Origin of the sequence: Streptomyces mirabilis (genome assembly GCF_018310535.1) — a bacterium.
Taxonomy (GTDB): Bacteria; Actinomycetota; Actinomycetes; order Streptomycetales; family Streptomycetaceae; genus Streptomyces.
Window position 1 is genome coordinate 7,750,762 of the sequence record NZ_CP074102.1, and the last position, 25,036, is coordinate 7,775,797.

16 protein-coding genes and 1 pseudogene are annotated in these 25,036 nt (G+C 69.2%); 15 read left to right on the forward strand and 2 right to left on the reverse strand.

The window, feature by feature from the left end:
- Window positions 1-46: 46 nt before the first annotated feature.
- A complete protein-coding gene (purU, locus tag SMIR_RS34385) occupies window positions 47-919 on the reverse strand; it encodes a formyltetrahydrofolate deformylase (protein WP_101407795.1) in 873 nt (290 codons plus the stop codon).
- A gap of 219 nt (window positions 920-1,138) precedes the next feature.
- Here purU and SMIR_RS34390 point away from each other — a divergent pair, with 219 nt between their 5' ends.
- From SMIR_RS34390 to SMIR_RS34435, 10 genes are all read left to right on the forward strand, one after another.
- A complete protein-coding gene (locus SMIR_RS34390; RefSeq protein WP_212727795.1) occupies window positions 1,139-2,608 on the forward strand; it encodes an aldehyde dehydrogenase family protein in 1,470 nt (489 codons plus the stop codon).
- A 20-nt stretch (window positions 2,609-2,628) separates the two neighbouring features.
- Window positions 2,629-3,717 carry a quaternary amine ABC transporter ATP-binding protein gene (locus tag SMIR_RS34395; RefSeq protein WP_168489761.1) on the forward strand — a complete coding sequence of 363 codons (1,089 nt, stop codon included), beginning with the start codon at window positions 2,629-2,631 and terminating at the stop codon, window positions 3,715-3,717.
- Window positions 3,717-5,720, forward strand: a complete 2,004-nt coding sequence (locus SMIR_RS34400; RefSeq protein WP_168489760.1) for an ABC transporter permease — start codon at window positions 3,717-3,719, stop codon at window positions 5,718-5,720. The genes SMIR_RS34395 and SMIR_RS34400 overlap by 1 nt, the downstream gene beginning before the upstream one ends.
- A gap of 13 nt (window positions 5,721-5,733) precedes the next feature.
- On the forward strand, window positions 5,734-6,696 hold the full coding sequence (locus SMIR_RS34405; protein WP_101407791.1) for an ABC transporter substrate-binding protein: 963 nt from the start codon (window positions 5,734-5,736) through the stop codon (window positions 6,694-6,696).
- 249 nt (window positions 6,697-6,945) lie between these two features.
- Window positions 6,946-9,384 carry a GcvT family protein gene (locus SMIR_RS34410; RefSeq protein WP_168489759.1) on the forward strand — a complete coding sequence of 813 codons (2,439 nt, stop codon included), beginning with the start codon at window positions 6,946-6,948 and terminating at the stop codon, window positions 9,382-9,384.
- A 37-nt stretch (window positions 9,385-9,421) separates the two neighbouring features.
- Window positions 9,422-10,282, forward strand: coding sequence for a bifunctional methylenetetrahydrofolate dehydrogenase/methenyltetrahydrofolate cyclohydrolase (locus SMIR_RS34415; RefSeq protein ID WP_212727796.1), 861 nt, complete (start codon window positions 9,422-9,424; stop codon window positions 10,280-10,282).
- A complete protein-coding gene (gene glyA / locus SMIR_RS34420; protein ID WP_212727797.1) occupies window positions 10,279-11,589 on the forward strand; it encodes a serine hydroxymethyltransferase in 1,311 nt (436 codons plus the stop codon). Before SMIR_RS34415 ends, glyA begins: the two co-directional genes overlap by 4 nt.
- The gene (locus SMIR_RS34425; RefSeq protein WP_099918837.1) at window positions 11,586-12,818 is read left to right on the forward strand and encodes a sarcosine oxidase subunit beta family protein; all 1,233 of its coding nucleotides are present in this window, start codon (window positions 11,586-11,588) and stop codon (window positions 12,816-12,818) included. The genes glyA and SMIR_RS34425 overlap by 4 nt, the downstream gene beginning before the upstream one ends.
- A gap of 12 nt (window positions 12,819-12,830) precedes the next feature.
- Complete coding sequence (locus tag SMIR_RS34430) at window positions 12,831-16,079, forward strand: sarcosine oxidase subunit delta family protein (protein WP_212727798.1); 3,249 nt, start codon at window positions 12,831-12,833, stop codon at window positions 16,077-16,079.
- Window positions 16,072-16,674 carry a sarcosine oxidase subunit gamma gene (locus tag SMIR_RS34435; protein WP_168489756.1) on the forward strand — a complete coding sequence of 201 codons (603 nt, stop codon included), beginning with the start codon at window positions 16,072-16,074 and terminating at the stop codon, window positions 16,672-16,674. Before SMIR_RS34430 ends, SMIR_RS34435 begins: the two co-directional genes overlap by 8 nt.
- A 954-nt stretch (window positions 16,675-17,628) precedes the next feature.
- Here SMIR_RS34435 and SMIR_RS34440 read toward each other — a convergent pair.
- Window positions 17,629-18,568: pseudogene (locus SMIR_RS34440) on the reverse strand (cellulosome protein); the annotation flags it as partial.
- Window positions 18,569-18,898: 330 nt separating this feature from the next.
- Here SMIR_RS34440 and SMIR_RS34445 point away from each other — a divergent pair.
- From SMIR_RS34445 to SMIR_RS34465, 5 genes are all read left to right on the forward strand, one after another.
- Complete coding sequence (locus SMIR_RS34445) at window positions 18,899-19,930, forward strand: LacI family DNA-binding transcriptional regulator (protein ID WP_168489755.1); 1,032 nt, start codon at window positions 18,899-18,901, stop codon at window positions 19,928-19,930.
- Between the two features lie 162 nt (window positions 19,931-20,092).
- Window positions 20,093-21,340 (forward strand): sugar ABC transporter substrate-binding protein, encoded by a 1,248-nt coding sequence (locus SMIR_RS34450; RefSeq protein ID WP_168489754.1) that lies wholly within the window; start codon window positions 20,093-20,095, stop codon window positions 21,338-21,340.
- A 20-nt stretch (window positions 21,341-21,360) separates the two neighbouring features.
- A complete protein-coding gene (locus SMIR_RS34455; protein WP_168489753.1) occupies window positions 21,361-22,332 on the forward strand; it encodes a carbohydrate ABC transporter permease in 972 nt (323 codons plus the stop codon).
- Window positions 22,329-23,171 (forward strand): carbohydrate ABC transporter permease, encoded by an 843-nt coding sequence (locus tag SMIR_RS34460; protein WP_211118656.1) that lies wholly within the window; start codon window positions 22,329-22,331, stop codon window positions 23,169-23,171. The genes SMIR_RS34455 and SMIR_RS34460 overlap by 4 nt, the downstream gene beginning before the upstream one ends.
- A gap of 101 nt (window positions 23,172-23,272) precedes the next feature.
- Complete coding sequence (locus tag SMIR_RS34465) at window positions 23,273-25,030, forward strand: glucosylglycerate hydrolase family protein (protein WP_168489752.1); 1,758 nt, start codon at window positions 23,273-23,275, stop codon at window positions 25,028-25,030.
- The last annotated feature ends 6 nt before the right edge of the window (window positions 25,031-25,036 follow it).

Here is a 25,036-nt window from a genome sequence, read left to right on the forward strand (position 1 = left end):
GCGATGGGCGGGCCGGATTCCGGCCCGCCCATCGCTCGTGCTCGGCTCAGCGGAAGACAACCGTGCGGTTGCCGTCCACCATGACGCGGCTTTCGCTGTGCCACTTCACCGCGTGTGCGAGCACCTGTGCCTCCACATCCCGCCCGACCGTGACCAGCTCGTCCGGATCGAGGGAGTGGTCCACCCGGACCACGTCCTGATCGATGATCTGTCCCTCGTCCAGGTCCGGTGTCACATAGTGCGCCGTCGCGCCGACAAGCTTCACCCCGCGCGCGTACGCCTGCTGGTAGGGGCGCGCGCCCTTGAAGCTGGGGAGGAAGGAGTGGTGGATGTTGATGGCGCGGCCCTCCAGCTGTTTGCACAGGTCGTCGGAGAGGACCTGCATGTAGCGGGCCAGCACCACCAGGTCGATGTCCAGCTCGCGCACGAGCTCCAGCAGGCGCGCCTCGGCGTCGGCCTTGGTGTCCTTGGTCACCGGGATGTGGTGGAAGGGGACGCCGTAGGTCTCCGCCAGTCCCTCGAAGTCCCGGTGATTGGAGACGATCGCGGGGATCTCGATGTTGAGAGCGCCGGTGCGCTGCCGGAAGAGCAGATCGTTGAGGCAGTGTCCGAACTTGGACACCATGATGAGCGTCCGGGTCGGTGTCGAGGCGTCCCAGAGGGTCCAGGAAATCCGGTAGGCCTCGGCGACCGGACCGAATCGGTAACGCAGATTTTTCAAATCGGCGTTTGGATCGGAAACGTCGAAGTGGACCCTCATGAAGAAACGGCCCTGGAGTCGATCATCGAACTGCTGGCTCTCCAGGATGTTGCCGGAGTTCCTGACGAGAAAGCCGCTCACGGCGTGGACCAGTCCGGCGCTGTCCGGACACGAGAGAGTGAGGACGTACTCACGGCCAGGATGCGGTCGAGGGGACATGTGCAGCCTCCGTCGGTGCGTAATGCACAACATGGTGAGCGATACGCAACATGGTTGGGCTTGGCGCGGCTTGTGGTCAAGAGCGGCCGCGCAACTGCCCGCATGGCGAAATCGTCATCTGCCAACCCCTTGACGTATGTCCGCACATTCGCCAGGGTGTTCCACCACAAGCAATACGGTGCACGATGCGCAACGGAATTCGCTCGAAGGGCTCCACACGTGGCAGACCTGTATGTGGATGGAGAATGGCGCGATGCGGTGGCCGGAGGTCACCGGGAAATCCGCTGTCCCGCTGACGGCACGCTCGCGGCGACCGTGTCCGAGGGGACGCGTCCCGACACCGAGGCCGCGATCGCCGCGGCCCGCCGGGCCTTCGACGAAGGACCCTGGCCGCACACCCCCGAGCGGGAACGCGGTGCGCTGCTGCTGCGCACCGCCGACCTCATCGAGCGCGACGCCAAGGAATTCGCCCGCGCCGAATCGCTGGACACCGGCAAGCGGCTGGTGGAGAGCGAGTACGACATCGCCGACGTTGTCTCCTGCTTCCGCTACTACGGCGGGATCGGGGGCACCGATGCCGGCCGGGTGATCGACACCGGCCGCGACGACGCCGTCAGCCGCGTCGTCTACGAACCGGTCGGCGTGTGCGGGCTCATCACCCCCTGGAACTACCCGCTGCTCCAGGCGTCGTGGAAGGTCGCGCCCGCCCTGCTCGCGGGCAATACGATCGTCCTCAAGCCCAGCGAGCTCACCCCCTCCACCTCGATCCTGCTGATGCGGGCCCTTGAGGAGGCCGGGCTCCCGGCCGGCGCCGCCAATCTCGTCCTGGGCGCGGGCCCCGAGGTGGGCGCACCGCTCTCCGAGGAACCGGCCGTCGACATGGTCTCCTTCACGGGAGGCCTGGAGACCGGCAAGCGCATCATGGCCACCGCCGCCTCGACGGTGAAAAAGGTGGCGCTGGAGCTCGGCGGCAAGAACCCCAACGTCATCTTCGCCGACGCCGATTTCGAGACGGCCGTGGACTTCGCCCTCACGGCCGTCTTTCTGCACTCGGGCCAGGTCTGCTCGGCAGGCGCCCGTCTGATCGTCGAGGACTCCCTCCACGACGCCTTCGTCGACGAGGTCGTCCGCCGCGCCCGGCAGATCCGCCTCGGCGGACCGTTCGACCCCGAGGCCGAGACCGGGGCCCTGATCTCCGCGCATCACCGGGAGAAGGTCGAGGCGTATGTCGCGGCGGGCCTCGCCGAAGGCGCCGTACTGCGCTGCGGCGGCGAACGCCCCGGCGACCCCGCACTGGCGAACGGCCACTACTATCCGCCCACCGTGCTCGACGAGTGCCGGCAGGACATGCGTGTCGTGCACGAGGAGTCCTTCGGCCCCGTGCTCACCGTGGAGCGCTTCCACGGCGAGGACGACGCCGTTCGCATCGCCAACGACACCGAGTACGGACTCGCCGGCGCCGTCTGGACGCAGGACGCCGGAAGGGCCCAGCGGGTCGCCCGGCGGCTGCGCCACGGCACGGTGTGGATCAACGACTACCACCCCTACGTGCCGCAAGCGGAATGGGGTGGCTTCGGGCACTCGGGCGTGGGCCGGGAGCTGGGACCGACCGGCCTGGACGAGTACCGAGAGCCCAAGCACATCTGGCAGAACATCCAACCCCGGCCGCAGCACTGGTTCCGCGGCTGAACGCCGAAAAGAGGTCGATCGTGACCCCAGCACAGACCGAGGTGCCGCAGCGGCGCGGCACGCCACAGGACTCGGCCCCCACCCCGGTCATATCCGTGCGCAAGCTGTGGAAGGTGTTCGGGCCGAAGGCAGACCAGGTACCGGACTCCGAGGAGCTGTGCGGGCTCACCCGCCGCGAGCTGATGGACCGCACCGGATGCACCGCCGCCGTGCGCGACGTGAACTTCGAGGTCTCGCCCGGCGAGGTCTTCGTCGTCATGGGTCTGTCCGGCTCCGGCAAGTCCACCCTGGTGCGATGTCTGACCCGGCTGATCGAACCCACCGCCGGGGAGATCGTCTTCGAGGGCGAGGACATCCGCGACGCGGACGACAAGCGTCTGCGTGAACTGCGGCGCCGCAAGTTCTCCATGGTCTTCCAGCACTTCGGGCTGCTGCCCCACCGCCGGGTCGTCGACAACGTGTCCTTCGGTCTGGAGATCCGCGGCATGAGCAAGGCCGAGCGCACCAAGCGGGCGCTGGAGGTCGTCGAACTGGTCGGCCTCTCCGGCTATGAGAACTCCTACCCCGACCAGCTCTCCGGCGGTATGCAGCAGCGCGTCGGTCTCGCCCGGGCGCTGGCCGGTGATCCGGACGTGCTGCTCTTCGACGAACCGTTCTCGGCGCTCGACCCGCTGATCCGCCGTGACATGCAGAACGAGGTCATCCGTCTGCACCACGAGGTCGGCAAGACGATGGTGTTCATCACCCACGACCTCTCCGAGGCGCTCAAGCTGGGCGACCGCATCCTCATCATGCGTGACGGCAAGATGGTCCAGTGCGGTACCGGCGACGAGTTGGTAGGCGCCCCGGCCGACGACTACGTACGCGAGTTCGTCAAGGACGTGCCGCGCGGCGACGTACTGACTCTGCGGTGGATCATGCGTCCGGTGGTGGACGGCGACGCCCTGGACGGTCCTGAGCTGGGCCCGGACGTCGTGGTGCGGGAAGCCACCCGGGCCGTACTGGCGGCGGACAAGCCGGTCAAGGTCGTCGAGAACGGCAAGCTGCTCGGCATCGTCGGTGACGAGGAGATCCTCGCGGTGGTCGCCGGGCAGGAAGGCGACATGTGATGACCGTCGCCATAGAGAAACCGGAGAAAACCGAGCAGGTGGCGGAGGCCGCGCCGGCGGTTGCGGGCGTGCGCAAGGTCAGCCGCTCGATGATGGTGGCCGCGATCCTGGTCGTCTGGCTGGTGCTCTTCGCCGTGCTGCGCGGAAAGCAGACCCTGACGCTGGCGGCGGCAGACCTCACCGGTCTGCACCGCTGGTTCAACGACCTCAGCGACTCGGTCGGCGCCAACCGCAACTCCAACCCGCTCTTCCTCTACTTCTTCAACGAGATCCGCCTGGTCATCGACAACCTGGTGACCTTCGTCCAGGACCTGATCTCGCAGTCGAGCGGCGACCGCCCGGTGCCGCAGATCGGCTGGCTCGGTGTCGTCGGCATCACGGGCTTCGTCTCCTGGGCCGTGGGCAACTGGCGGGTCGCGCTCCTGGCCATGGCCGGCTTCACCTTCTTCGGGCTGCAGGGCCTGTGGCAGCAGAGCATGGACACCCTGGCGCTCACCCTCTCCGCGGTTCTCGTGGCGCTGGTGTTCGCGATTCCACTGGGTGTGTGGGCGGGGCTGTCCGACCGGTTCAACCGGATCATCACGCCCTTCCTGGACTTCATGCAGACGATGCCGACCTTCGTCTACCTGGCCCCGCTGACCCTGATCTTCCTCATAGGCCCGGCCTCCGCCGTGATCGCCACGGTGATCTACGCGGCCCCGCCGGCGATCCGTATCACCGCGCACGGCATCCGTTCCGTACCGGAGACCACCGTCGAGGCGGCCGACTCGCTGGGCTCGACCCGGTGGCAGTCGCTGCTGAAGGTGCTGCTGCCGATGTCCAAACGGACCGTGGTGATGGGCGTGAACCAGACCATCATGGCCGCCCTGGCCATGGTGACCATCGCGGCCCTGATCGACGCACCCGGCCTCGGCAAGACCGTCGTCCAGGCCCTGCAGTCGCTCGACGTCGGTACGGCCTTCAACGCGGGCCTGGCCATCGTGATCATGGCCATCGTCCTCGACCGGGTCACGACCGCGTCGAGCACACGTGCGGAGCAGGCCCGCAACTCGGGCGGCCGCTTCCTCAAGTGGCGCCGGCCGCTGCTCGCGGCGGGCGGGGTGGTCGTGCTGGTGCTGGTGTACCTGTCGCACACGTACCTGTGGGCGGCGCAGTTCCCCGGCCAGGGCAGCACCGGCAGCCATATCGCGAGCGCGGCGGACAGCGTGACGACGTGGGCGCAGGACAACCTGTCGGGCATCACGAACGGATTCCGCGACGCCCTCACCAACGGACTGCTGAACCCCTTCCAGTCGCTGCTCACCGACTCCCCGTGGTGGCTCGTGGGCGCGGCGCTGATCGGGATCGGCGTGGTGCTCGGCGGCTGGCGGGCCGGGGTCACGACCGCTGTGTGCGTGGGCCTCCTTGTCGGCACGGGCGTGTGGTCGGACAGCATGACGACGCTGGCGTCGACGCTCGTGGCGACCGTGCTGGTGATGGTGTTCGGCATCGCCTTCGGAGTGTGGATGGGGCGCAGCATGCTGGTGGACCGGCTGCTGCGGCCCACCCTGGACGCGGCGCAGGTCATGCCGCCGTTCGTCTATCTGGTGCCGTTCCTCGCGCTGTTCGGCGCGACGCGCTTCACCGCGATCGTCGCCGCCGTCGTCTATGCCGCGCCGGTCGCCATCAAGATCACCGCCGACGGAGTGCGGGCCGTGCCCGAGACCACCGTCGAGGCGGCCACCGCTGCCGGGTGCAACACCTGGCAGATCATCACCAAAGTTCAACTGCCGATGGCACGCAGCGCCCTGACTCTCGCGACCAACCAGGGCCTGATCTATGTGCTGTCGATGGTTGTTGTGGGCGGCCTGGTGGGAGCCGGCGCCCTCGGCTACGACGTCGTGGCCGGATTCTCGCAGGGAGAGCTGTACGGCAAGGGGCTGGCGGCGGGGCTCGCCATCGTACTGCTCGGAGTCATGTTCGACCGGATCACTCAGGCAGCGGCGCGCCGTACCAGCGCTTAAGGAGCACGACACCATGGCAAGACACTGGCGAACCGGCGCGGCCGGCCTGGCCGTCCTCGGTCTCACTCTCACCGCATGCGGCGGAGCGAAGGTCGGCGACACCGCCTCCTCCGGCTCCAAGAGCTCGGGCAAGTGCGGCACCTTCAACCTCGCGGTCAATCCGTGGGTGGGCTACGAGGCGGACGCGGCGGTCGTCGCGTACGTCGCGCAGCACGACCTCGGCTGTACGGTCAACAAGAAGGACCTGAAGGAGCAGATCGCCTGGCAGGGCTTCGGCACGGGCGAGGTCGACGCGGTCCTGGAGAACTGGGGCCACGACGACCTGAAGAAGAAATACATCTCCGGGCAGAAGACCGCCGTCGAGGCGGGCCAGACCGGCAACAAAGGCATCATCGGCTGGTACGTGCCGCCGTGGCTGGCCAAGGCGCACCCGGACATCACCGACTGGAAGAACCTCAACAAGTACGCGTCCAACTTCAAGACCTCGGAGTCGGGCGGCAAGGGCCAGCTCCTGGACGGCGACCCGTCGTACGTCACCAACGACGCGGCGCTGGTGACGAACCTGAAGCTGGACTACAAGGTGGTGTACGCGGGCAGCGAGACCGCGCTCATCCAGGCCTTCCGGACCGCCGAGAAGAACAAGCAGTGGGTGATCGGCTACTTCTACGAGCCGCAGTGGTTCCTGTCCGAGGTGCCGCTGGTCAAGGTGAACCTGCCGAAGTACACGACGGGCTGCGACGCCGTCGCGGCCAAGGTCGCCTGTGACTATCCCGTGTACGACCTGGACAAGATCGTCAGCGCCAAGTTCTCCACGTCGGGCAGCCCCGCCTACAACCTGGTGAAGAACTTCAACTGGACGAACGACGACCAGAACACCGTGGCCAAGTACATAGCCCAGGACAAGATGTCCGACGACGCCGCGGCGAAGAAGTGGGTCGACGCCAACCGCGACAAGGTCGACGCCTGGATCAAGTAGGGCGCGACGTGGCTCCGTCTCCGGCACCCCTCCGGAGCTGGACCGTTGACGCACGAGCGACCCGGAAACCCGCCGGACGGGCCCGGCAGGCTGCGCTGGCAGCCTGCCGGGCCTCGTCGCGTTTCGGGCTGTTTTCCGACGTCACGGACCCCTTGACACCCACTCCTCGTGACAGGCACATTGAGTTGCGCAACCTGAAGCATGTTGCGCAGACAGCAACTTGATTGCTTTCAAGTCGGAGGTGCGGCGATGGCGGGACCCCGAGTGGTCATCATCGGAGCGGGCGTCGTGGGAGCGGCGCTCGCTGACGAGATTTCCGCGCGAGGCTGGACCGAAGTGACCGTGGTCGACCAGGGCCAGCTCCCTGCCACCGGGGGATCGTCGTCGCACGCCCCGGGCCTGGTCTTCCAGACGAACTCCTCCAAGACCATGACCGAGTTGGCCCGCTACACGGTCGAGAAGTTCTGTTCCCTCGACGTCGACGGCCGGCCCTGCTTCCTGCAGGTCGGCGGCCTCGAAGTGGCGACCACCCCCGAGCGCGTCGCGGAGCTGCACCGCCGCCACGGCTGGATCACCGCCTGGGGCATCGAGGCCCGGCTGCTGAGCCCCGAAGAGTGCGTCGAGCAGCACCCGCTCGTGAACCCGGACAAGGTCCTCGGCGGCCTCCTGGTACCGACCGACGGCCTCGCGAAGGCCGTCCTCGCCGTCGAGGCGCAGATCCGCCGGGCCACCGAGCGCGGTGTGCGCTTCCTCGCCCGCCACGAAGTCCTCGACGTGCGGCAGAGCGAGGGCCGCGTCATCGGCGTCCTCACCGACCAGGGCGAGATCCCCGCCGACATCGTCGTGTGCTGCGCCGGCATCTGGGGCCCGAAGATCGCCCGCATGGTCGGCATGAACCTCCCGCTCACTCCCCTCGGCCACCAACTGGCCTGGACCGGGCCGGTACCGGCGCTGGCGGGCCAGACCGAGGAGGCGGTGCGCCCGATCCTGCGCCACCAGGACGCCGATCTCTACTACCGCGACCGCTTCGACACCCTGGGCATCGGCTACTACGGCCACCGTCCGATGCCGGTCTCCGTCGACGACATCCTGTCCGTGGACGAGGCCGACGAGATGCCGTCGGTCCTGAAGTTCACCGAGGACGACTTCGAGGAGGCCTGGACCGAGACCCAGTCCCTGCTCCCCGCGACGCGGGAGGCCAAGGTCGAGGAGGGCATCAACGGCCTGTTCTCCTTCACCACCGACGGCCAGCCGCTCCTCGGTGAATCCCCGGACGTCAAGGGCTTCTGGGTCGCCGAGGCCGTCTGGGTCACCCACTCCGCCGGCGTCGGCCGGGCCATGGCCGAATGGCTGGTCGACGGCTACTGCTCGTCCTTCGACCTGCACGAGTGCGACGTCAACCGCTTCGAGCCGCACCAGCTCGCCCCGGAGTATGTCCTGGCCCGCGACTGCCAGAACTTCGTCGAGGTCTACGACATCCTGCACCCCCTCCAGCCGTCGGGGGACCCGCGCCCGATCCGCACGAGCCCCTTCTACGCCCGCCAGCAGGAACTGGGTGCCTTCTTCCTGGAGGCGAACGGCTGGGAGCGCCCCCAGTGGTACGAGGCCAACGCGGGCCTGGTCGAGGGCCGTTCCATCCCCACGCCCAACGACTGGGCCGCACGCTACTGGTCGCCCATCGTCGGCGCCGAGGCACAGGCCACCCGTGAGACCGTCGCGATGTACGACATGACGGCCCTCAAGCGCCTGGAGGTCAGCGGCCCCGGTGCCGCCGACTTCCTGGAGCGCCTGTGCACCGGCAAGGTCGCCAAGTCGGTCGGCTCGGTGACGTACACCCTGCTCCTCGACCACGACGGCGGCATCCGCAGCGACATCACCGTCGCCCGCCTGACCCACGACCTCTTCCAGGTCGGCGCCAACGGCAACCTGGACCTCGACTGGTTCACCCGCCACCTCCCCGCCGACGGCACGGTCCAAGTCCGTGACATCACCCCGGGCACCTGCTGCATCGGCCTGTGGGGACCGCTCGCCCGCAAGGTCTTGGGGCCCCTCACCGACGCGGACTTCTCGAACGACGGCCTGAAGTACTTCCGCGCCAAGCGCGCCTACATCGGCTCGGTGCCCGTCACCGCCATGCGGTTGTCGTACGTCGGTGAGCTCGGCTGGGAGCTCTACACCACCGCCGACCAGGGCCAGAAACTCTGGGACACCCTGTGGCAGGCGGCCGAGCCGCTCGGCGGCGTCATCGCCGGCCGCGGCGCCTTCAACAGCCTGCGCCTGGAGAAGGGCTACCGCTCCTTCGGCACCGACATGACCTACGAACACGACCCCTACGAGGCCGGGGTCGGCTTCGCCGTCAAGCTCGACAAGGACGACTTCATCGGCAAGGCCGCGCTGGAGCGGCGCAAGGCCGACGTGCGGCGCAAGCTCACCTGCCTCACCATCGACGACCCGGGGGCCGTCGTCCTGGGCAAGGAGCCGGTGTACGACGGCGACCGCCCCGTCGGCTATGTCACCAGCGCCGCCTACGGCTACACGATCGGCAAGGGCATCGCCTACGCGTGGCTCCCGGCGGAACTCGCCACCCCCGGCACCACCGTGCACATCGGCTACTTCGACCAGCGCGTCGAGGCGGTCGTCGCCGAGGAGCCCCTGTTCGACCCGACCATGTCCCGCCTCCGTGGCTAGCACGACATCGTCGGCTTCGAGGGAAGGAGTACTGCCAGTGACCGCACAGCTGCTCGACGGCAAGGCGACCGCCGCCGCGATCCGTCGCGAACTCGCCGAACGCGTGGCCAAGTTGACGGCCACCGACGGTCGCCCGCCCGGGCTCGGCACGGTCCTGGTCGGCGACGACCCCGGCAGCCATGCCTACGTCGGCGGCAAGCACCGTGACTGCGCGCAGATCGGTGTCGCCTCCATCCGCCGCGAACTGCCCGCCGATGCCACGCAGGGGCAGGTCGAGGACGTGATCGACGAGCTCAACGCCGATCCGGCCTGCACCGGTTACATCGTCCAGCTCCCGCTCCCGCGCCACCTGGACGCGAACGCCGTCCTGGAACGCATGGACCCGGCCAAGGACGCCGACGGCCTGCACCCTGTCAGCCTCGGCCGGCTCGCCCTCGGCGTCGAGGCTCCGATGCCGTGCACCCCGCGCGGCATCGTCGAACTGCTCCGCCGTCACGACGTGCCGCTCGCCGGAGCGCGGGTGTGCGTGATCGGACGGGGCATCACGGTCGGACGGCCCATCGGGCTGCTGCTCACCCGCAAGTCCGAGAACGCCACCGTGACCCTGTGCCACACCGGCACCAAGGGCCTGGCCTGGCACGTACGCGAGGCGGACATCGTCATCGCGGCCGCCGGCTCGCCCGGGCTGATCACCAAGGACATGCTGCGCCCCGGCGCGGCGGTCCTGGACGTCGGCATCACCCGCACCGACCACGGGCTGGTCGGCGATGTGCACCCGGACGCCGCCCAGGTCGCCGGATGGCTCGCGCCGATGCCCGGGGGCGTAGGACCCATGACGCGGGCGATGCTGCTCGCCAATGTCGTCGAGGCCGCCGAGAGGAACGCGAACGCCGTATGAACGCGCTGAACACCCCCCTGGCGGAACTGGACCCCGAGGTCCACGCCGCACTCCGCGCCGAGCTGCACCGCCAGCAGTCGACCCTCGAAATGATCGCCTCCGAGAACTTCGCGCCCTCCGCCGTGCTGGAGGCCCAGGGCTCGGTCCTCACCAACAAGTATGCCGAGGGCTATCCCGGCCGCCGCTACTACGGCGGCTGCGAACACGTCGACGTCACCGAGCGCCTCGCCATCGAGCGGATCAAGTCCCTCTTCGGTGCCGGGTTCGCCAACGTCCAGCCGCACTCGGGCGCCCAGGCGAACACCGCCGTCTTCTTCGCCCTGCTGCAGCCCGGCGACACCATCCTCGGCCTCGATCTCGCGCACGGCGGGCACCTCACGCACGGCATGCGCATCAACTACAGCGGCAAGATGCTCAACGTCGTGCCGTACCACGTCGCCGAGGCGGACAACCTCGTCGACATGGACGAGGTGGAACGCCTCGCCAAGGAACACCGCCCCAAGATGATCATCGCGGGCTGGTCGGCGTACCCGCGGCAGCTGGACTTCGCGGCCTTCCGGCGGATCGCCGACGAGGTGGGCGCACTCCTCATGGTCGACATGGCGCACTTCGCCGGTCTCGTCGCCGCCGGGCTGCACCCCAACCCCGTACCGCACGCCCACGTCACCACCACGACGACGCACAAGACGCTCGGCGGTCCCCGCGGCGGCGTCATCCTCACCAATGAGGCCGGCCTCGCGAAGAAGATCAACTCGGCGGTGTTCCCCGGTATGCAGGGCGGCCCTCTGGAGCACGTCATCGCCGCGAAGGCCGTGTCGTTCAAGGTCGCCGCGTCACCCGAGTTCGCCGAGCGCCAGGCCCGTACGCTCGCCGGCTCCCGCATCCTCGCCGAACGCCTCACCCGGGCCGACGCGGCGGCCGCCGGGGTGAAGGTCCTCACCGGCGGCACGGACGTCCACCTCGTCCTGGTCGACCTGCGGGACTCCCCGCTCGACGGCAGGCAGGCCGAAGACCTGCTCCACGAGATCGGCATCACCGTCAACCGCAACGCCGTGCCCTTCGACCCGCGCCCGCCCATGGTCACCTCGGGACTGCGTATCGGCACCCCGGCGCTGGCCACCCGAGGCTTCACGGATGACGACTTCGAAGAGGTCTCCGATGTGATCGCCCTGGCCCTCCAGCCCGAGCCCGACATCGCCGCCCTGCGCGCCCGCAGCGAGGCGCTGGCCGCCAAGCACCCGCTCTACCCGCACCTTTCAGAAGCAGAAGCAGAAGCAGAAGCACAAGAAGCCGGAGAAGTCCGATGAGCCCCCGCACCCCCGGCGCCGAGCTCCCCGAGCACCCCGACTGGCTGTGGCGCACGCCGGAGCCCAAGCGGTCGTACGACGTGGTGATCGTCGGCGGCGGCGGCCACGGTCTCGCCACCGCCCACTATCTGGCGAAGAACCACGGCATCACCAACGTCGCCGTGCTGGAGAAGGGCTGGCTGGCGGGCGGCAACATGGCCCGCAACACCACGATCATCCGTTCCAACTACCTGTGGGACGAGAGCGCCGGGATCTACGAGCACGCGCTCAAGCTGTGGGAGGGACTGGAGGAGGAGCTCGACTACCCGATCCTCTTCTCCCAGCGCGGTGTGCTCAACCTCGCCCACAGCCTCCAGGACGTCCGCGACAGCGTGCGCCGCGTCGAGGCGAACCGGCTCAACGGCGTGGATGCCGAATGGCTCGACGAGCGGCAGGTCAAGGACGTCTGCCCGATCGTCAACATCTCGCCCGACGTGCGCTATCCGGTCATGGGCGGCACCTACCAGCCGCGCGCCGGCATCGCCAAACACGACCATGTCGCCTGGGGCCTGGCCCGCTCCGCCGACGCGGCCGGCATCGACATCATCCAGAACTGCGAGGTCACGGGCCTCGACATCGTCGGCGGCCGGGTCGTAGGAGTGCAGACGACGCTCGGCCCGATCGCGGCGGGGAAGGTGGCGCTCTGCTCGGCCGGCCACACCTCGGTGCTCGCCGCCATGGCCGGCATCGAACTGCCGCTGCAGAGCCACCCGTTGCAGGCGCTCGTCTCCGAGCTCCTCGAACCGGTGCACCCGACGGTCGTCATGTCCAACGCGGTCCATGTGTACGTCAGCCAGGCCCACAAGGGCGAGCTGGTGATGGGCGCGGGCATCGACTCGTACAACTCCTACACCCAGCGCGGCGCCTTCCACATCATCGAAGAGCAGATGTCCGCCGCCCTGGAACTCTTCCCGGTCTTCGCCCGCGCCCATGTGCTGCGCACCTGGGGCGGCATCGTCGACGTCAGCCCCGACGCCTCACCCATCGTCGGACTCACCCCGGTCGACAACCTCTACCTGAACTGCGGCTGGGGCACCGGCGGATTCAAGGCCACCCCGGGCGTCGGCTGGGTCTACGCCCACACCATCGCCCACGACACCCCTCACCACCTCAACGCCCCCTTCTCGCTCGACCGTTTCACCACCGGCGCGCTCGTCGACGAGCACGGCGCGGCCGCGGTGGCCCACTAGGGAGCCGAACCCATGCTGCTCATCCCATGCCCCTGGTGCGGGCCCCGTGACGAGGCCGAGTTCCACTACGGCGGCCAGGCACACGTGCCCTATCCCGAGGACTCCGCCGCCCTGACCGACGAGGAGTGGGCGCGCTACCTCTTCTTCCGCGACAACCCCAAGGGGCCGTTCGCCGAACGCTGGAGCCACGCGGCCGGATGCCGCCGCTGGTTCAACGCGGTGCGCGACACGGCGACGAACGAGATTCTCTCCGTGTACCGCTCGGGCGAGCCGAGGCCGGACAGTTCCACCCGGCCTGGGCTGTGGGCAGGCGTTCTGCAGGGCGGATCAGGTGGGCACAACCCACCCACGGACCCGCAGTCGTCGACGGACCCCGCGGGGTCTGGGGCGGCAGCCCCAGTTTCGGGAAGGGGCGGGCTTGGGGAAGAAACCACTCCCGTCGCCACCCAACCGTTCCGGCTGCCCACCGGCGGCCGAGTCCACCGCGGTGAGCGCCTCCGCTTCACCTTCGACGGTACGCAGTACGAGGGCTTCCGCGGCGACACCCTCGCCTCCGCCCTCCTCGCCAACGGCGTCATCGAGGCCGGCACGAGCATCAAGCTCGGCCGCCCGCGCGGCATCTTCTCGGCCGGTGTCGAGGAGCCCAACGCCGTCATCCAGATCGAGGCACCCTTCCCCGAGCCGATGCTGCCCGCGACGACCGTCGAACTGTACGACGGTCTGGTGGCGAGCAGCCTGCCCGGTCAGGGACGCCTCGCCACCGAACCGGACCCCGCCCGCTACGACGCCGTCCACGCGCACTGCGACCTGCTCGTGGTCGGCGCCGGACCGGCCGGACTCGCCGCCGCGGCAGCCGCCGCGCGCAGCGGAGCGCGCGTCATCCTCGCCGACGACCAGCCGGAGCTGGGCGGCAGTCTGCTGGGGTCGGGCGAACTCCTCGACTGGGCGGAAGAGATCGGCGCGCTCCTCGAAGCCGCGCCCGAGGTGCGCGTGCTGCGTCGCACCACGGTCTTCGGCCACTACGACGACAACCACCTCCTCGCCGTCGAGCGCCGCACCAGTCACCTCGGCGCCGAGGCCCCGGAGCATGTCTCCCGCGAGCGTGTCTGGCGCATCCGCGCCCGTCGCGTCGTGCTCGCCACCGGCGCCCACGAGCGTTCGCTAGCCTTCGCGGACAACGACCGCCCCGGTGTGATGCTGGCCGCCTCGGCCCGCGCCTACGTCAACCGCCACGGCGTCCTTCCCGGCCGCCACGCCGTCGTCTTCACCACCAACGACAGCGCCTACGCCGCCGCGCTGGATCTCGCGGCGGCGGGCGTGGACGTCGCGGCGATCGTCGACACCCGGCCCGAGCCGGGGGAATGGGCGCGCCGTGCCCGGGAGTCCGGGATCGAGGTGCTGAGCGGACACGCCGTGGTCGGCACCGAAGGCGCCCCGCGGCTCACCGCCGTGACGGCCGCTCCGTACGGGGAGTCGGCAGGGACCCGGGAGTTCGCCGCCGACCTGCTGCTGGTCTCCGGCGGCTGGAACCCCGTAGCGCACCTGTTCAGCCAGGCGGGCGGAAAGCTGCGCTACGACGACACACTCGGCTCCTTCGTCCCCGGCACCTGCCGCCAGGCCGTCGAGGTCGCGGGCAGCGCGAACGGCGTCCTCGACCTGGCCCGGGCCCTCGCGCAGGGCGCGGCCGCCGGTGCCCGCGCGATCGAGGCCGAGGGCTACGCCTCCGAGGCGCCCCGCCTCCCCGAGGTGACCGCCGAACCGCACTCGCCCGCCATGCAGGTCTTCCTCGTCCCCGGCCCCGCCGGCGCACCCCGTTTCGTCGACCTCCAGCGCGATGTCACCGTCGACGACCTGACCCGCGCGACCGGCGCCGGCCTGCGTTCGGTCGAGCACACCAAGCGCTACACCACGGCCGGCACCGCCAACGACCAGGGCAAGACCTCCGGGGTCCTGGCCAGCGGCGTCGTCGCCGAACTGCTCGGCGTGGACGTCTCGGCCCTCGGTACGACGACGTTCCGCCCGCCCTACACGCCGGTCTCCTTCGCCACGCTCGCGGGCCGCGACCGCGGCGCACTGCACGACCCGATCCGTACGACCGCTCTGCATGACTGGCACGTCATGCACGGCGCCCTGTTCGAGAACGTCGGTCAGTGGAAGCGGCCCTGGTACTACCCGCAGGATGGCGAGGACATGGAGACCGCCGTGCTGCGCGAGTGCGCCGCCGCGCGCGACGGCGTCGCCTTCATGGACGCCTCCACCCTCGGCAAGATCGACGTACAGGGCCCGGACGCCGCCGTCTTCCTGGACCGCCTCTACACCAACATGATGAGCACCCTGAAGGTCGGCATGATCCGCTACGGCGTCATGTGCCACCTGGACGGCATGATCTTCGACGACGGCACCGTCATCCGCCTCGCCCAGGACCGCTTCCTGGTCACCACGACGACGGGCAACGCGGCCGCCGTACTGGACTGGATGGAGGAATGGCTGCAGACCGAATGGCCCGGGCTGCGCGTCCACTGCACCTCCGTCACGGAACAGTGGGCCACCGTCGCCCTGGTCGGCCCCCGTTCCCGCGAGGTGCTGGGGACGCTCGCGCCGGCGCTGGCGGTGGACAACGACAGCTTCCCGTTCATGGCGTGGCGGGACACGACCGTCGCGGGCGTCGAGGCCCGGGTGTGCCGGATCAGCTTCTCCGGCGAACTGGCCTATGAGATCAATGTGTCGCCGTGGGAGGCGCTCGCCCTGTGGGAGGCGCTGTACGAGGCCGGTGCCCCGTTCGGCATCACCCCGTACGGCACCGAGACCATGCACGTCCTGCGCGCGGAGAAGGGCTACCCGATCATCGGCCAGGACACCGACGGCACCGTCACTCCGCACGACCTCGGCATGAGTTGGGCGGTGTCGAAGAAGAAGCCCGACTTCATCGGCAAGCGCTCCTACGCCCGCGCCGACGCCGTCCGCCCCGACCGCAAGCACCTGGTCGGCCTGCTCCCGGAGGATCCGGGCGCCTTCCTCCCCGAAGGCACGCAGCTGGTTGCTGACAGCGTGCTGCCCGCCCCGCCCGTCCCGATGCTCGGCCACGTCACCTCCAGTTACCGCAGCGCGGCGCTCGGCCGGACCTTCGCCCTCGCCCTGGTCAAGGGCGGCCGGGACCGCATCGGCGAGCGGCTCTACGCCGTCGCGCGCGACCGGCTGGTTCCGGTGACCGTCGCAAGCCCCGTCCTCTACGACCCCGAGGGAGCCCGCCGCGATGGCTGACACCGCCCTTACCATCCCGCGCCGCAGTCCCCTGGCGCATGCCGCCGACCGCCTGGCCGCCGCGACGCGCACCTCCGGGGGCGCGGTCCGGCTGGCCGAACTCCCCTTCCTGGCCCAGGTCAACGTCCGGCTCGACGCCAAGGGAGCGGCAGCGGACGCCGTCGGGCTCGCGCTGGGCCTCCAGCTGCCCCTCGAACCCAACACCGTCGTACGCGCCGGCGAGCTGACCGCTGTGTGGCTAGGCCCCGACGAATGGCTGGTGGTGGGCCCGACCGGCGGTCAGCGGGACCTGGAGAGCCGGATCAGGGCGGCGAGCGGCGACGAGCCCGTGGCTGTCATCGACGTCTCCGCCCAGCGCACCACCCTCCTCGTCACGGGTCCACGCGCCCGTGACCTGCTGGCACATGGCTGCCCCCTGGATCTGCACCCGCGTGTCTTCGGAGCCGGGTGCTGCGCCCAGACCACCCTGGCCCGCACACAGATCGTGCTGGTCGCCAGGGACGAACCCAAGGCCGGATTCTGGGTACTGGTCCGTTCGTCCTTTGCCGGCTACCTGACGGACTGGCTGCTGGACGCGGCGGCGGAATACGTCTGAACGAGCTCAACAGGGTGTGATATCCACAGGAGGTGGGAGGCGTCCGCGACCGACAGGCCGATGCTGTCAGGATCCGTCGCTGTGCCCGCTGCGGCGCCTCTGTGCACCCGACCTCTGCGGAGACGCTCCGCCCGCGCCCGCGCATCGGTGCCGCACGATCCCGCTCCCTGGTTCGCCCTCTTGCGTGCAGGAAGCGCGCCTGAAACCGGCAGGGGACTCCGGGCTGTGCCCCGCTAGGGAGACCGAAAGGCGTGCGGTGACCGGGGGCGGCGAAAGACGCCACTGGAGGGTTGGTTGGTTCAGGCTCATCCCCGGTTTCGGGGCCATGCGAAGGCATGGTGTCACCCCGGGCAGGATGGTTGTTGCGAGGGGTTCAATAGCGAACCAGTAACTGCTTAGTAGCTGTTGACCTGCAAAATTAAGAGCGATCTAGGGTCCGGCGACGCAGTAGGGGCCAACGAGGGACTGATGAGAGTCCGGCCGGGTCGGCAAGGGCGTGCCTCGCGAAGGTGATGTCGAGGCGGCGACGGCGTAATCCATCCAGGCTCGCAGCAACGTCATCAAAGCCGGGATTCTGCTCGCTGTGTGGATCTTTGCAGTGACCAGCGTGCGCGGCCTCGACCGGCAGCGGGTCGAGCGACGAACCGCCACGGCCGGGCTTGAAGGAGACGCCGGCTGAGGTATGAGCGTGGTAACTCTGACCACCGAGTGCGGCCAAAGGGCGTTGGACTGTGCCGAACGGCTCGGTGCGGCAGACCAGACCAGGTCGACCCGACCGTCCGGCGGGGATGCGGATTTGCACTCCCTGAAAGGGCGGGCAGCCAAGGCCACGCGGCCGGTGCCGATCCCTCCTGTGCTCGTCCGCATGTTGCGCGAGCGCGTGAGCCTGTTCTTACGCTCGACGAGCACGCCCTTGAGCTGGCGAAGCGCCTTTACGACCTGCGGCAGGCCGGCATCCCGTTCTGGCCGGCCTCCGCCGAAGAGCGCACGGGACTGCTTCTTCTTCGCGTCGAGCGTGGCCACGCCCTGGAGGGTGTACTGCTGGTTGGGGTGCGGGGCGGTCACCTGTACGGTGCGGCCGGACATCTGGCCGTAGGCGTCGAACAGCCACCACTGGCCGTTCGACGGCCGAGTCGTTGACGTTGATCGGCAGTGGGCCGATCCCCACCTCCTGCTCCCACTGCCGGTACTTGGCCACGCTCGTGCGGACCGCGGCGGGGCTGGACAGCTCGTGCCAGGTCATCACGTCCGGGACGACGTCGTTGGCCTCGGCGTACTGCAGGAAGCCCTTGACCTGGTCGAAGAGGAGAGAGGTGTTCGGGCCCGCGATCCGGGCGTCCGGGTCCTGGTCCTTGATGAGGTGGTAGACCTCTTTCCAGGCCGCGAAGAAGTACTGCGGGTCGTCGAGCCAGGAGACGTTGTTGTAGCTCCACGTGCCCGAGCCGAACATGTTCCCCTCGGGCTCGTTGAAGGGGACGTAGACGACGTGGTCCTTATAGCCGCCCATCGTCTTGACCTGGGCGACCTGCTTCTTGATCTTCTCCTTGAAGTCCGCGAGCCGCTCGGGGCCACTGTCGCCCGGCCACTGGTACGAAAATCCGCGGTAGATGTCGGTCATGTAGATGTAGACGTCCTTGCCACCCGAGTCCACGAACGGCGGCAGGACCTCCAGCGCGTCCGCCCCCGGGTGCTGGGGGCCGTCGTGCGCCTTGGTGGACAGGGTGCGCAGGTGCATGCCCTCGATGAGGTTGCGGCTCGGTGCCCCGTCACCGTAGATCCCGTACAGCGAGCCGGCGGCGCCGCCGTGGAAGGCGCCGGTGTCGGCGGCCAGATCGATGACGAGCCGTTCCGGGTCCGCGGCGTGAGCGGTGCCTGCGGAAGGGGCGGCGAGCAGGGTGGCGAGGACCGCCGCCACCGTGGCACCGGCTCCCGTCGTTCTCTTTCGTCGCACTGAGGTCTCCGTGATTCCCTGCGGGTTCGGACGTTGGACGAAGAGGGTCGAACCGGTTCGACGGAACCTAGCAGCGCGGAAATCCACCAGCAATACCTCCGACACAGGGAGTGGCATCAGCTCCTCCCGGATTCCAGGGCTATTACGAGAAGTGTCATGAGAGGTATTGACAGTGGCTGGGGTTGTTCCTACCTTCACTTCACGCGAACCGGTTCGACAACTGGTTCAGAGTCTCGGCGTCATCGAACCGGTTCGACCTTCCAAGGAGTGCCCGTGAACATCGGTGAGATCGCCCGCCGGGCCGGTGTCTCGCGGAGCACCGTGTCCTACGCGCTGAGCGGCAAGCGCCCCGTGTCGGAGGACACCCGGCGGAAGATCCAGCGCGTCATCGACGAGCTGGGTTACCGCCCCAACGCCAGTGCGCGCGCCCTGGCCAACGGCCGGACCAACACGATCGGCCTGGTCTTTCCGCCGGCCGGCAACCACTACACCGGGATGCAACTCGACTTCATCGGCAGTGTGGTGGAGGCGGCCGCGGCCCAGGACTACGACGTGCTGCTGTCACCCAGCGGCGTCGACAGCGACCGCTCGTTCCAGCGGCTGCTGGGGGAGCGGCGGGTCGACGGCGCGATCCTGATGGAGATCAGACTGGAGGACGACCGGGTCGATCACCTGGCCGCCCTCGGCTTCCCCTCCGTCGCCATCGGCCGGACCGCGCATCCCGAAGGCACCTGGTGGGTCGGCCTGGACCACACCGCGCTGGCGGCGGCGTGCGTCCATCACCTCGCGGACCTCGGCCACCGCAGGGTCGCCTTCGTCAACCGTCCCGAGCAGTTGCTGCGCGCCGGATACGAGTCGGCCCACCGCGGCCTCGACGGTTTCACCAAGGCCGCGGCCGAACGCGGGCTGACCGTCCGGACGTACTGCTGCGGGGACGACGCGGCATCCGGCCAGGCTTGCCTCGAACAGATCCTGCAGGACGACCCGGCCACCACGGCCCTGGTCACCCTCAACGAGGCCGCGCTCGGCGGCCTGTACCGCGGGCTGTCCCAGGCCGGCCGTCATGTACCGCGCGACTTCTCCGTCACCGGAGTCGTCGCAGGCCGGTGGGCGGAGACGGTGACCCCGCAGCTCACCGCGGCGGACGTACCGGCAGAGGAGATGGGCCGACACGCCGTCGACCTCCTCGTCGAGCGGCTCGACCACCCCGACGCGCCGCCCCGGCACCACCTGCTCGCGCCCCCCATCTCGCTGCGCGCCAGCACAGGGCCCGCCACCGGCAGGCCGTCCACCGAGGCCCCCTGACCTCGGGCCCCGGCACCACCCTCTGACCACGGATCACGGGCATCCCCGTCCCCCCTCACCGCACGGCTCGCCCGCACCACTCGCCGTGGCTGTTCGGCATGCTCCCTTCCCCCCCTCGTCACCCTCCCTCGGCACACCCGTGCCAAAAACGAAGGACGCGCAATGCACAGCTCCCTCAGACGGCTCCGCCTCACCGCCGCGACCGTGACCGCCCTCGCCGTCGCCGGCACCGCCACCGCCTGTTCCTCCGGTGCGGGCAGCACCGGTACCAAGGCCGCGGACAGCGGCACCTACACCATCTGGGACCCGTACCCGCAGTTCGACAAGAGCTCCGCGTGGGCGAAGCTGCTCGATGCCTGCGGCACCAAGGCCGGGGTGAAGATCAAGCGGACCGCGTTCGACACCAGCGACCTGGCGAACAAGGCGCTGCTGGCCGCCCAGCAGGACAACTCCGCAGACGTCCTCATCGTCGACAACCCAGTGGTGTCGACCTTGGCCGAGGCCGGAGTCCTCACCACGACCGAGGACAACAAGCTGGACACCTCGAAGGCGGACACCAACCTCCTCGCGGCCGGACAGTCGGGCGGCAAGACGTACGGCACGCCGATCGGTGCCAACACCCTCGCCCTCTACTACAACAAGAAGGTGCTGAAGCAGGCCGGGGTGGACATAGCCTCGGTCAAGGACTGGAAGTCGCTGACGGCGGCGCTCGCGAAGGTCAAGAAGGCGGGCAAGAAGGGCATCACGTTCTCCGCGATCGGCACGGAGGAGGGCACCTTCCAGTTCCTGCCCTGGTACTGGGGATCGGGGGCCCAACTGACCGTGCTCGACTCCGGGCAGGCCGTTTCCGCGCTGTCGCTGTGGAAGGACTGGCTGAAGAACGGCTACGCCCCCAACTCGGTCCTCAACAACACGCAGACGACCAGCTGGCAGGAGTTCGCGACCGGCGACTACGCGTTCAGCGAGAACGGCACCTGGCAGCTCGCCAACGCCAAGAAGGCCGGCTTCGACTACGGGGTCATCCCCGTCCCCGCCGCCGACGGCGGTAACGCGGCCGCCCCGACCGGCGGCGAGTTCGTCACCGTCCCGGTCCAGGGCAAGACCGACCGCTATGCCACATCCCAGAAGATCGTGACCTGCCTGACCAGCACCGACAACCTCCTCACCACCGACACCACGCTGTCCTACGTGGCACCCACCACCGAGGTCCAGGACAAGCAGGTCGCGGCGAACGCCGAGCTGAAGCCCTGGGTCGACGCGGTCAAGGCGGCCAAGGGACGCGCCAGCGACGACCTGGGCACCAAGTACCCGAAGATCTCGGAACAGTTGTGGAAGGCGGTCCAGTCGGCCCTCAGTGGTTCGCAGTCGCCGAAGGACGCGCTGGCCGCAGCGCAGTCCGCCGTCAAGTAGCCGGGAACCAGAGCCCGTTGATGAGCCACACGACGAAAGTGCCGCACCGGCGGCCCGTGCGTCACGCCAGTGGTGCGGCCCCCACCGCACCACCCCGGGCACGGCGTCGCCCCACCTCCCAGCAGTGGGCCGCCTGGGGATTCCTCGCCCCGGTGACCCTCTACCTCGTCCTCTTCTACGCCTATCCCCTCTACCGCAACATCGACCTGAGCCTGCGCAACTACACGGTCCGGTCCTTCGTCCAGGGCGACGCACCGTTCACGGGCCTGGCGAACTACCGCACCGTCCTCGACGACCCGACCTTCGCCCCGGCCCTGCTCCACACCGTGGTCTTCACCTCCGTATGCCTGGTCTTCCAGTACGCCATCGGCCTGGCCCTCGCGGTCTTCTTCAACCAGCGGTTCCGGCTCTCCGCAACCCTGCGGGCCCTCTTCCTGGTGCCCTGGCTGCTTCCGCTGATCGTCTCGGCGTCCACCTGGTCGTGGATGCTCAACAGCGACTCCGGTGTCGTCAACGCAGCCCTGCACGCCGTCGGCATCGGGCCGGTGAACTGGCTGACCGCACCGGGCTGGTCACTGGCCTCGGTGATCATCGCGAACATCTGGATCGGCGTCCCGTTCAACCTGGTGGTCCTCCACAGCGGCCTGCAGTCCATCCCCGCGAGCCTCTACGAGGCCGCAGCCCTCGACGGGGCGAACGCCTGGCAACGGTTCTGGCGGATCACCTTCCCGCTGCTGCGACCGGTGTCCGCGATCACCCTGCTGCTGGGCCTGGTCTACACGCTCAAGGTCTTCGACATCATCTGGATCATGACCAAGGGCGGCCCCGCCGATTCGTCCACCACCTTCGCCACCTGGTCCTACCAGCTCGGCTTCGGCAACCTGCTGCCCGCCTTCGGCCCCGGAGCGGCCGTCGGCAACCTGCTCGTGGTCGCCGCCCTGGTGTTCGGACTGGTTTACGTCAGGGTCCAGCGGAAGCAGGGGTTGTCATGACGAGAACAGCAACCGTGTCGGGCCCGCGTCGCCGCACATGGTGGCAGACGGCCATCGGCGTGCTGGTCACCGCGGTGATGCTCTTCCCGGTCTACTGGATGCTCAACGTGTCCTTCACCCGCGACCAGGACATGCGCAAGAGCCCGCCGGACCTGATCCCCCTGCACGGGACCCTGGAGGGGTACCGCGCCGTCCTGGACCAGCAGTTGCCCTACCTCGGCACCAGCCTCGTCATCGGTCTGGGCACCGTGGTCCTCACCGTGGCACTGGCCGCGCCCGCAGGCTACGCACTCGCCAAGCTCCGCCCGCGTGGCGGCGGCGTGCTCAACTTCCTCTTCCTGGTCGCCCAGATGATCCCCGGCATCATCATGGCGATGGGCTTCTACGCCATCTACCTCAGCCTCGGTCTGCTCCAGTCGGTGCCCGGCCTGATCGTCGCGGACTCCACGCTGGCCGTGCCGTTCGCCGTGCTGATCTTCACCGCGTTCATGTCCGGCATCCCCGGCGAACTGCTCCAGGCCGCGAAGACGGACGGAGCCGGGCCCGTGCGCACCTTCCGGTCGATCGTGCTGCCCATGAGCCGCAACGCCGTCGTCACGGTGTCGCTGTTCGCGTTCCTGTGGTCCTGGTCCGACTTCGTCTTCGCCAGCACCCTCGCGAACGGCGGCGCCCACGAGCCGATCACCCTCGGCATCTACCACTACATCGGCAACAACAACCAACAGTGGAACGCCATCATGGCCACCGCCGTCGTGGCCTCACTGCCGGCCACGGTCATCCTCGTCCTCGCCCAGCGCTACGTCGCCGCCGGCGTGACCGCCGGCGCCGTCAAGGACTGACACCTCCACTGAGTCACGTCTCCCAGCCGTCTGTCGGTCGGCCGGTCGATCACCCCTGCTCACGTGCCGACCACTCCTGCTCCAGAAACGAGTCACGCTTCATGACCGCCGCCCCGTCCGGCCCGGCCTTCTCCGTCCACGACATCCCGTTCAGCACTCGCGGGTCATGGTTCGGTATCTCACCCGTGGTGGCGGAGAAGACGTACGCCGAAGACCTTCACCTCGTATCGCACCAGAACGGCATGCATGCCGTGCTGCGTTTTGTTCCGCTCGACATGGCCACCGGCGACCGCACCGCCACCAAACCGCACGCGACACCGAGCCTGCTCAGCTGGACCGGTGCCGAAGGCCACATTGCCCTCGCCTACGAAACGCCGGACACCGTACGGCTGCGCGGTGACGGGCTGGGCCTGCACATCGGAGCGGCGGCGACCACGCTGACCCCGTTCAGCGGCACCTACTTCTACCGCGAACCCGGCACGGGGGCGTACGTGTTCACCTCGTACGAGACCGGGCGGCGCTACCGCGTCACCGTGCTGTCGGGGACCGTGACCGAGGCGTTGGGCACGCAGACCCTGGGCAGCGCCGCGCGAGGTGTCACGATCGGCGCCGAGGCCGGCGCGGTCTGGGAGGTCGCGGTCGAGGAGTACGAGACCGCGCGCCGCCCCCACGCGTCTTCGGCACCCTTCGACCAAGTCGTGGACACCGCGCGCCACGCCTTCGACGCCTTCGCTGACTCCGTCGCACCCTGGCGTACGTCCGAGACACCCGCCGCGGAACTCGCCGCCTACGTGCTGTGGTCCGCGAGCGTCCGGCCGCTGGGCTTCGTCACCCGTCCCGCGGTGCTGATGTCGAAGCACTGGATGGACAAGGTGTGGAGCTGGGACCACTGCTTCAACGCCCTTGCCCTGGCCCCCGGAAGCCCCGCACTCGCCCTGGACCAGTTCTCCCTGCCCTTCGACCATCAGGACGAGACCGGCGCGCTGCCCGACTCGGTGACCCACTCGGAGATCCTCTTCAACTTCGTCAAGCCTCCCATCCACGGCTGGGCCCTGCGACACCTGCGCCGACGGCTCCCCGAGCCGCTCTGCGAGGCGGAGTTGACCGAGGTCTACGACCGGCTGGCCCGCTGGACGGACTTCTGGCTCACCCTGCGGCGGGCACCCGGGAGCGCCCTCGCCCACTACCAGCACGGCAACGACAGCGGCTGGGACAACGCCACCACCTTCGACCCCGAGCGTGTGATCGTCAGCGCCGACCTGTCCGCCTTCCTTGTCCTCCAACTGCGCGAACTTGCAGAACTGGCACATGAGTTGGGGCTGCCGGACGACACGCGCAAGTGGACACGAACGGCCGACGCGACGCAGGCGGCGATACTCGACGAGCTGTGGACCGGCGACCGCTTCGTCGCCCGCGCGGCAGACAGCGGGGCCACCTGGACCAGCTCCAGCCTTCTCGACCTGATGCCCATCGTTCTCGGCGAGCACCTGCCCGAGAGCATCGGCGACGCACTGGCAGGCCGGATCGAGGCCCACCTCACGGCATACGGCCTGGCCACCGAGCTGCCCACCTCACCGCACTACCTCGACGACGGCTACTGGCGCGGCCCGATCTGGGCCCCGTCCACCGTCCTGATCGAGGACGGTCTGCGCCGCGCCGGCCACGACCGCCTCGCGGACGAGATCAGTGCCCGCTTCCGGGCCCTGTGCGAGACCTCGGGCTTCGCCGAGAACTTCGACGCCCTCACCGGCGCGGGCCTGCGCGACCGCGCCTACACCTGGACCGCCAGCAGCTACCTCCTCCTCGCCGAGGCCCACGAGTTCCGGCGCGCCGAGACCGCCGAGGCAGTCGGCGGCTGACAGACC

Excerpts from the sequence above, each read along its gene's own strand:
- purU (WP_101407795.1), bottom strand. The coding sequence starts at position 919 with ATGTCCCCTCGACCGCATCCTGGCCGTGAGTACGTCCTCACTCTCTCG.
- SMIR_RS34400 (WP_168489760.1), top strand. The coding sequence starts at position 3,717 with ATGACCGTCGCCATAGAGAAACCGGAGAAAACCGAGCAGGTGGCGGAG.
- SMIR_RS34405 (WP_101407791.1), top strand. The coding sequence starts at position 5,734 with ATGGCAAGACACTGGCGAACCGGCGCGGCCGGCCTGGCCGTCCTCGGT.
- SMIR_RS34410 (WP_168489759.1), top strand. The coding sequence starts at position 6,946 with ATGGCGGGACCCCGAGTGGTCATCATCGGAGCGGGCGTCGTGGGAGCG.
- glyA (WP_212727797.1), top strand. The coding sequence starts at position 10,279 with ATGAACGCGCTGAACACCCCCCTGGCGGAACTGGACCCCGAGGTCCAC.
- SMIR_RS34425 (WP_099918837.1), top strand. The coding sequence starts at position 11,586 with ATGAGCCCCCGCACCCCCGGCGCCGAGCTCCCCGAGCACCCCGACTGG.
- SMIR_RS34430 (WP_212727798.1), top strand. The coding sequence starts at position 12,831 with ATGCTGCTCATCCCATGCCCCTGGTGCGGGCCCCGTGACGAGGCCGAG.
- SMIR_RS34435 (WP_168489756.1), top strand. The coding sequence starts at position 16,072 with ATGGCTGACACCGCCCTTACCATCCCGCGCCGCAGTCCCCTGGCGCAT.
- SMIR_RS34450 (WP_168489754.1), top strand. The coding sequence starts at position 20,093 with ATGCACAGCTCCCTCAGACGGCTCCGCCTCACCGCCGCGACCGTGACC.
- SMIR_RS34455 (WP_168489753.1), top strand. The coding sequence starts at position 21,361 with ATGAGCCACACGACGAAAGTGCCGCACCGGCGGCCCGTGCGTCACGCC.
- SMIR_RS34460 (WP_211118656.1), top strand. The coding sequence starts at position 22,329 with ATGACGAGAACAGCAACCGTGTCGGGCCCGCGTCGCCGCACATGGTGG.
- SMIR_RS34465 (WP_168489752.1), top strand. The coding sequence starts at position 23,273 with ATGACCGCCGCCCCGTCCGGCCCGGCCTTCTCCGTCCACGACATCCCG.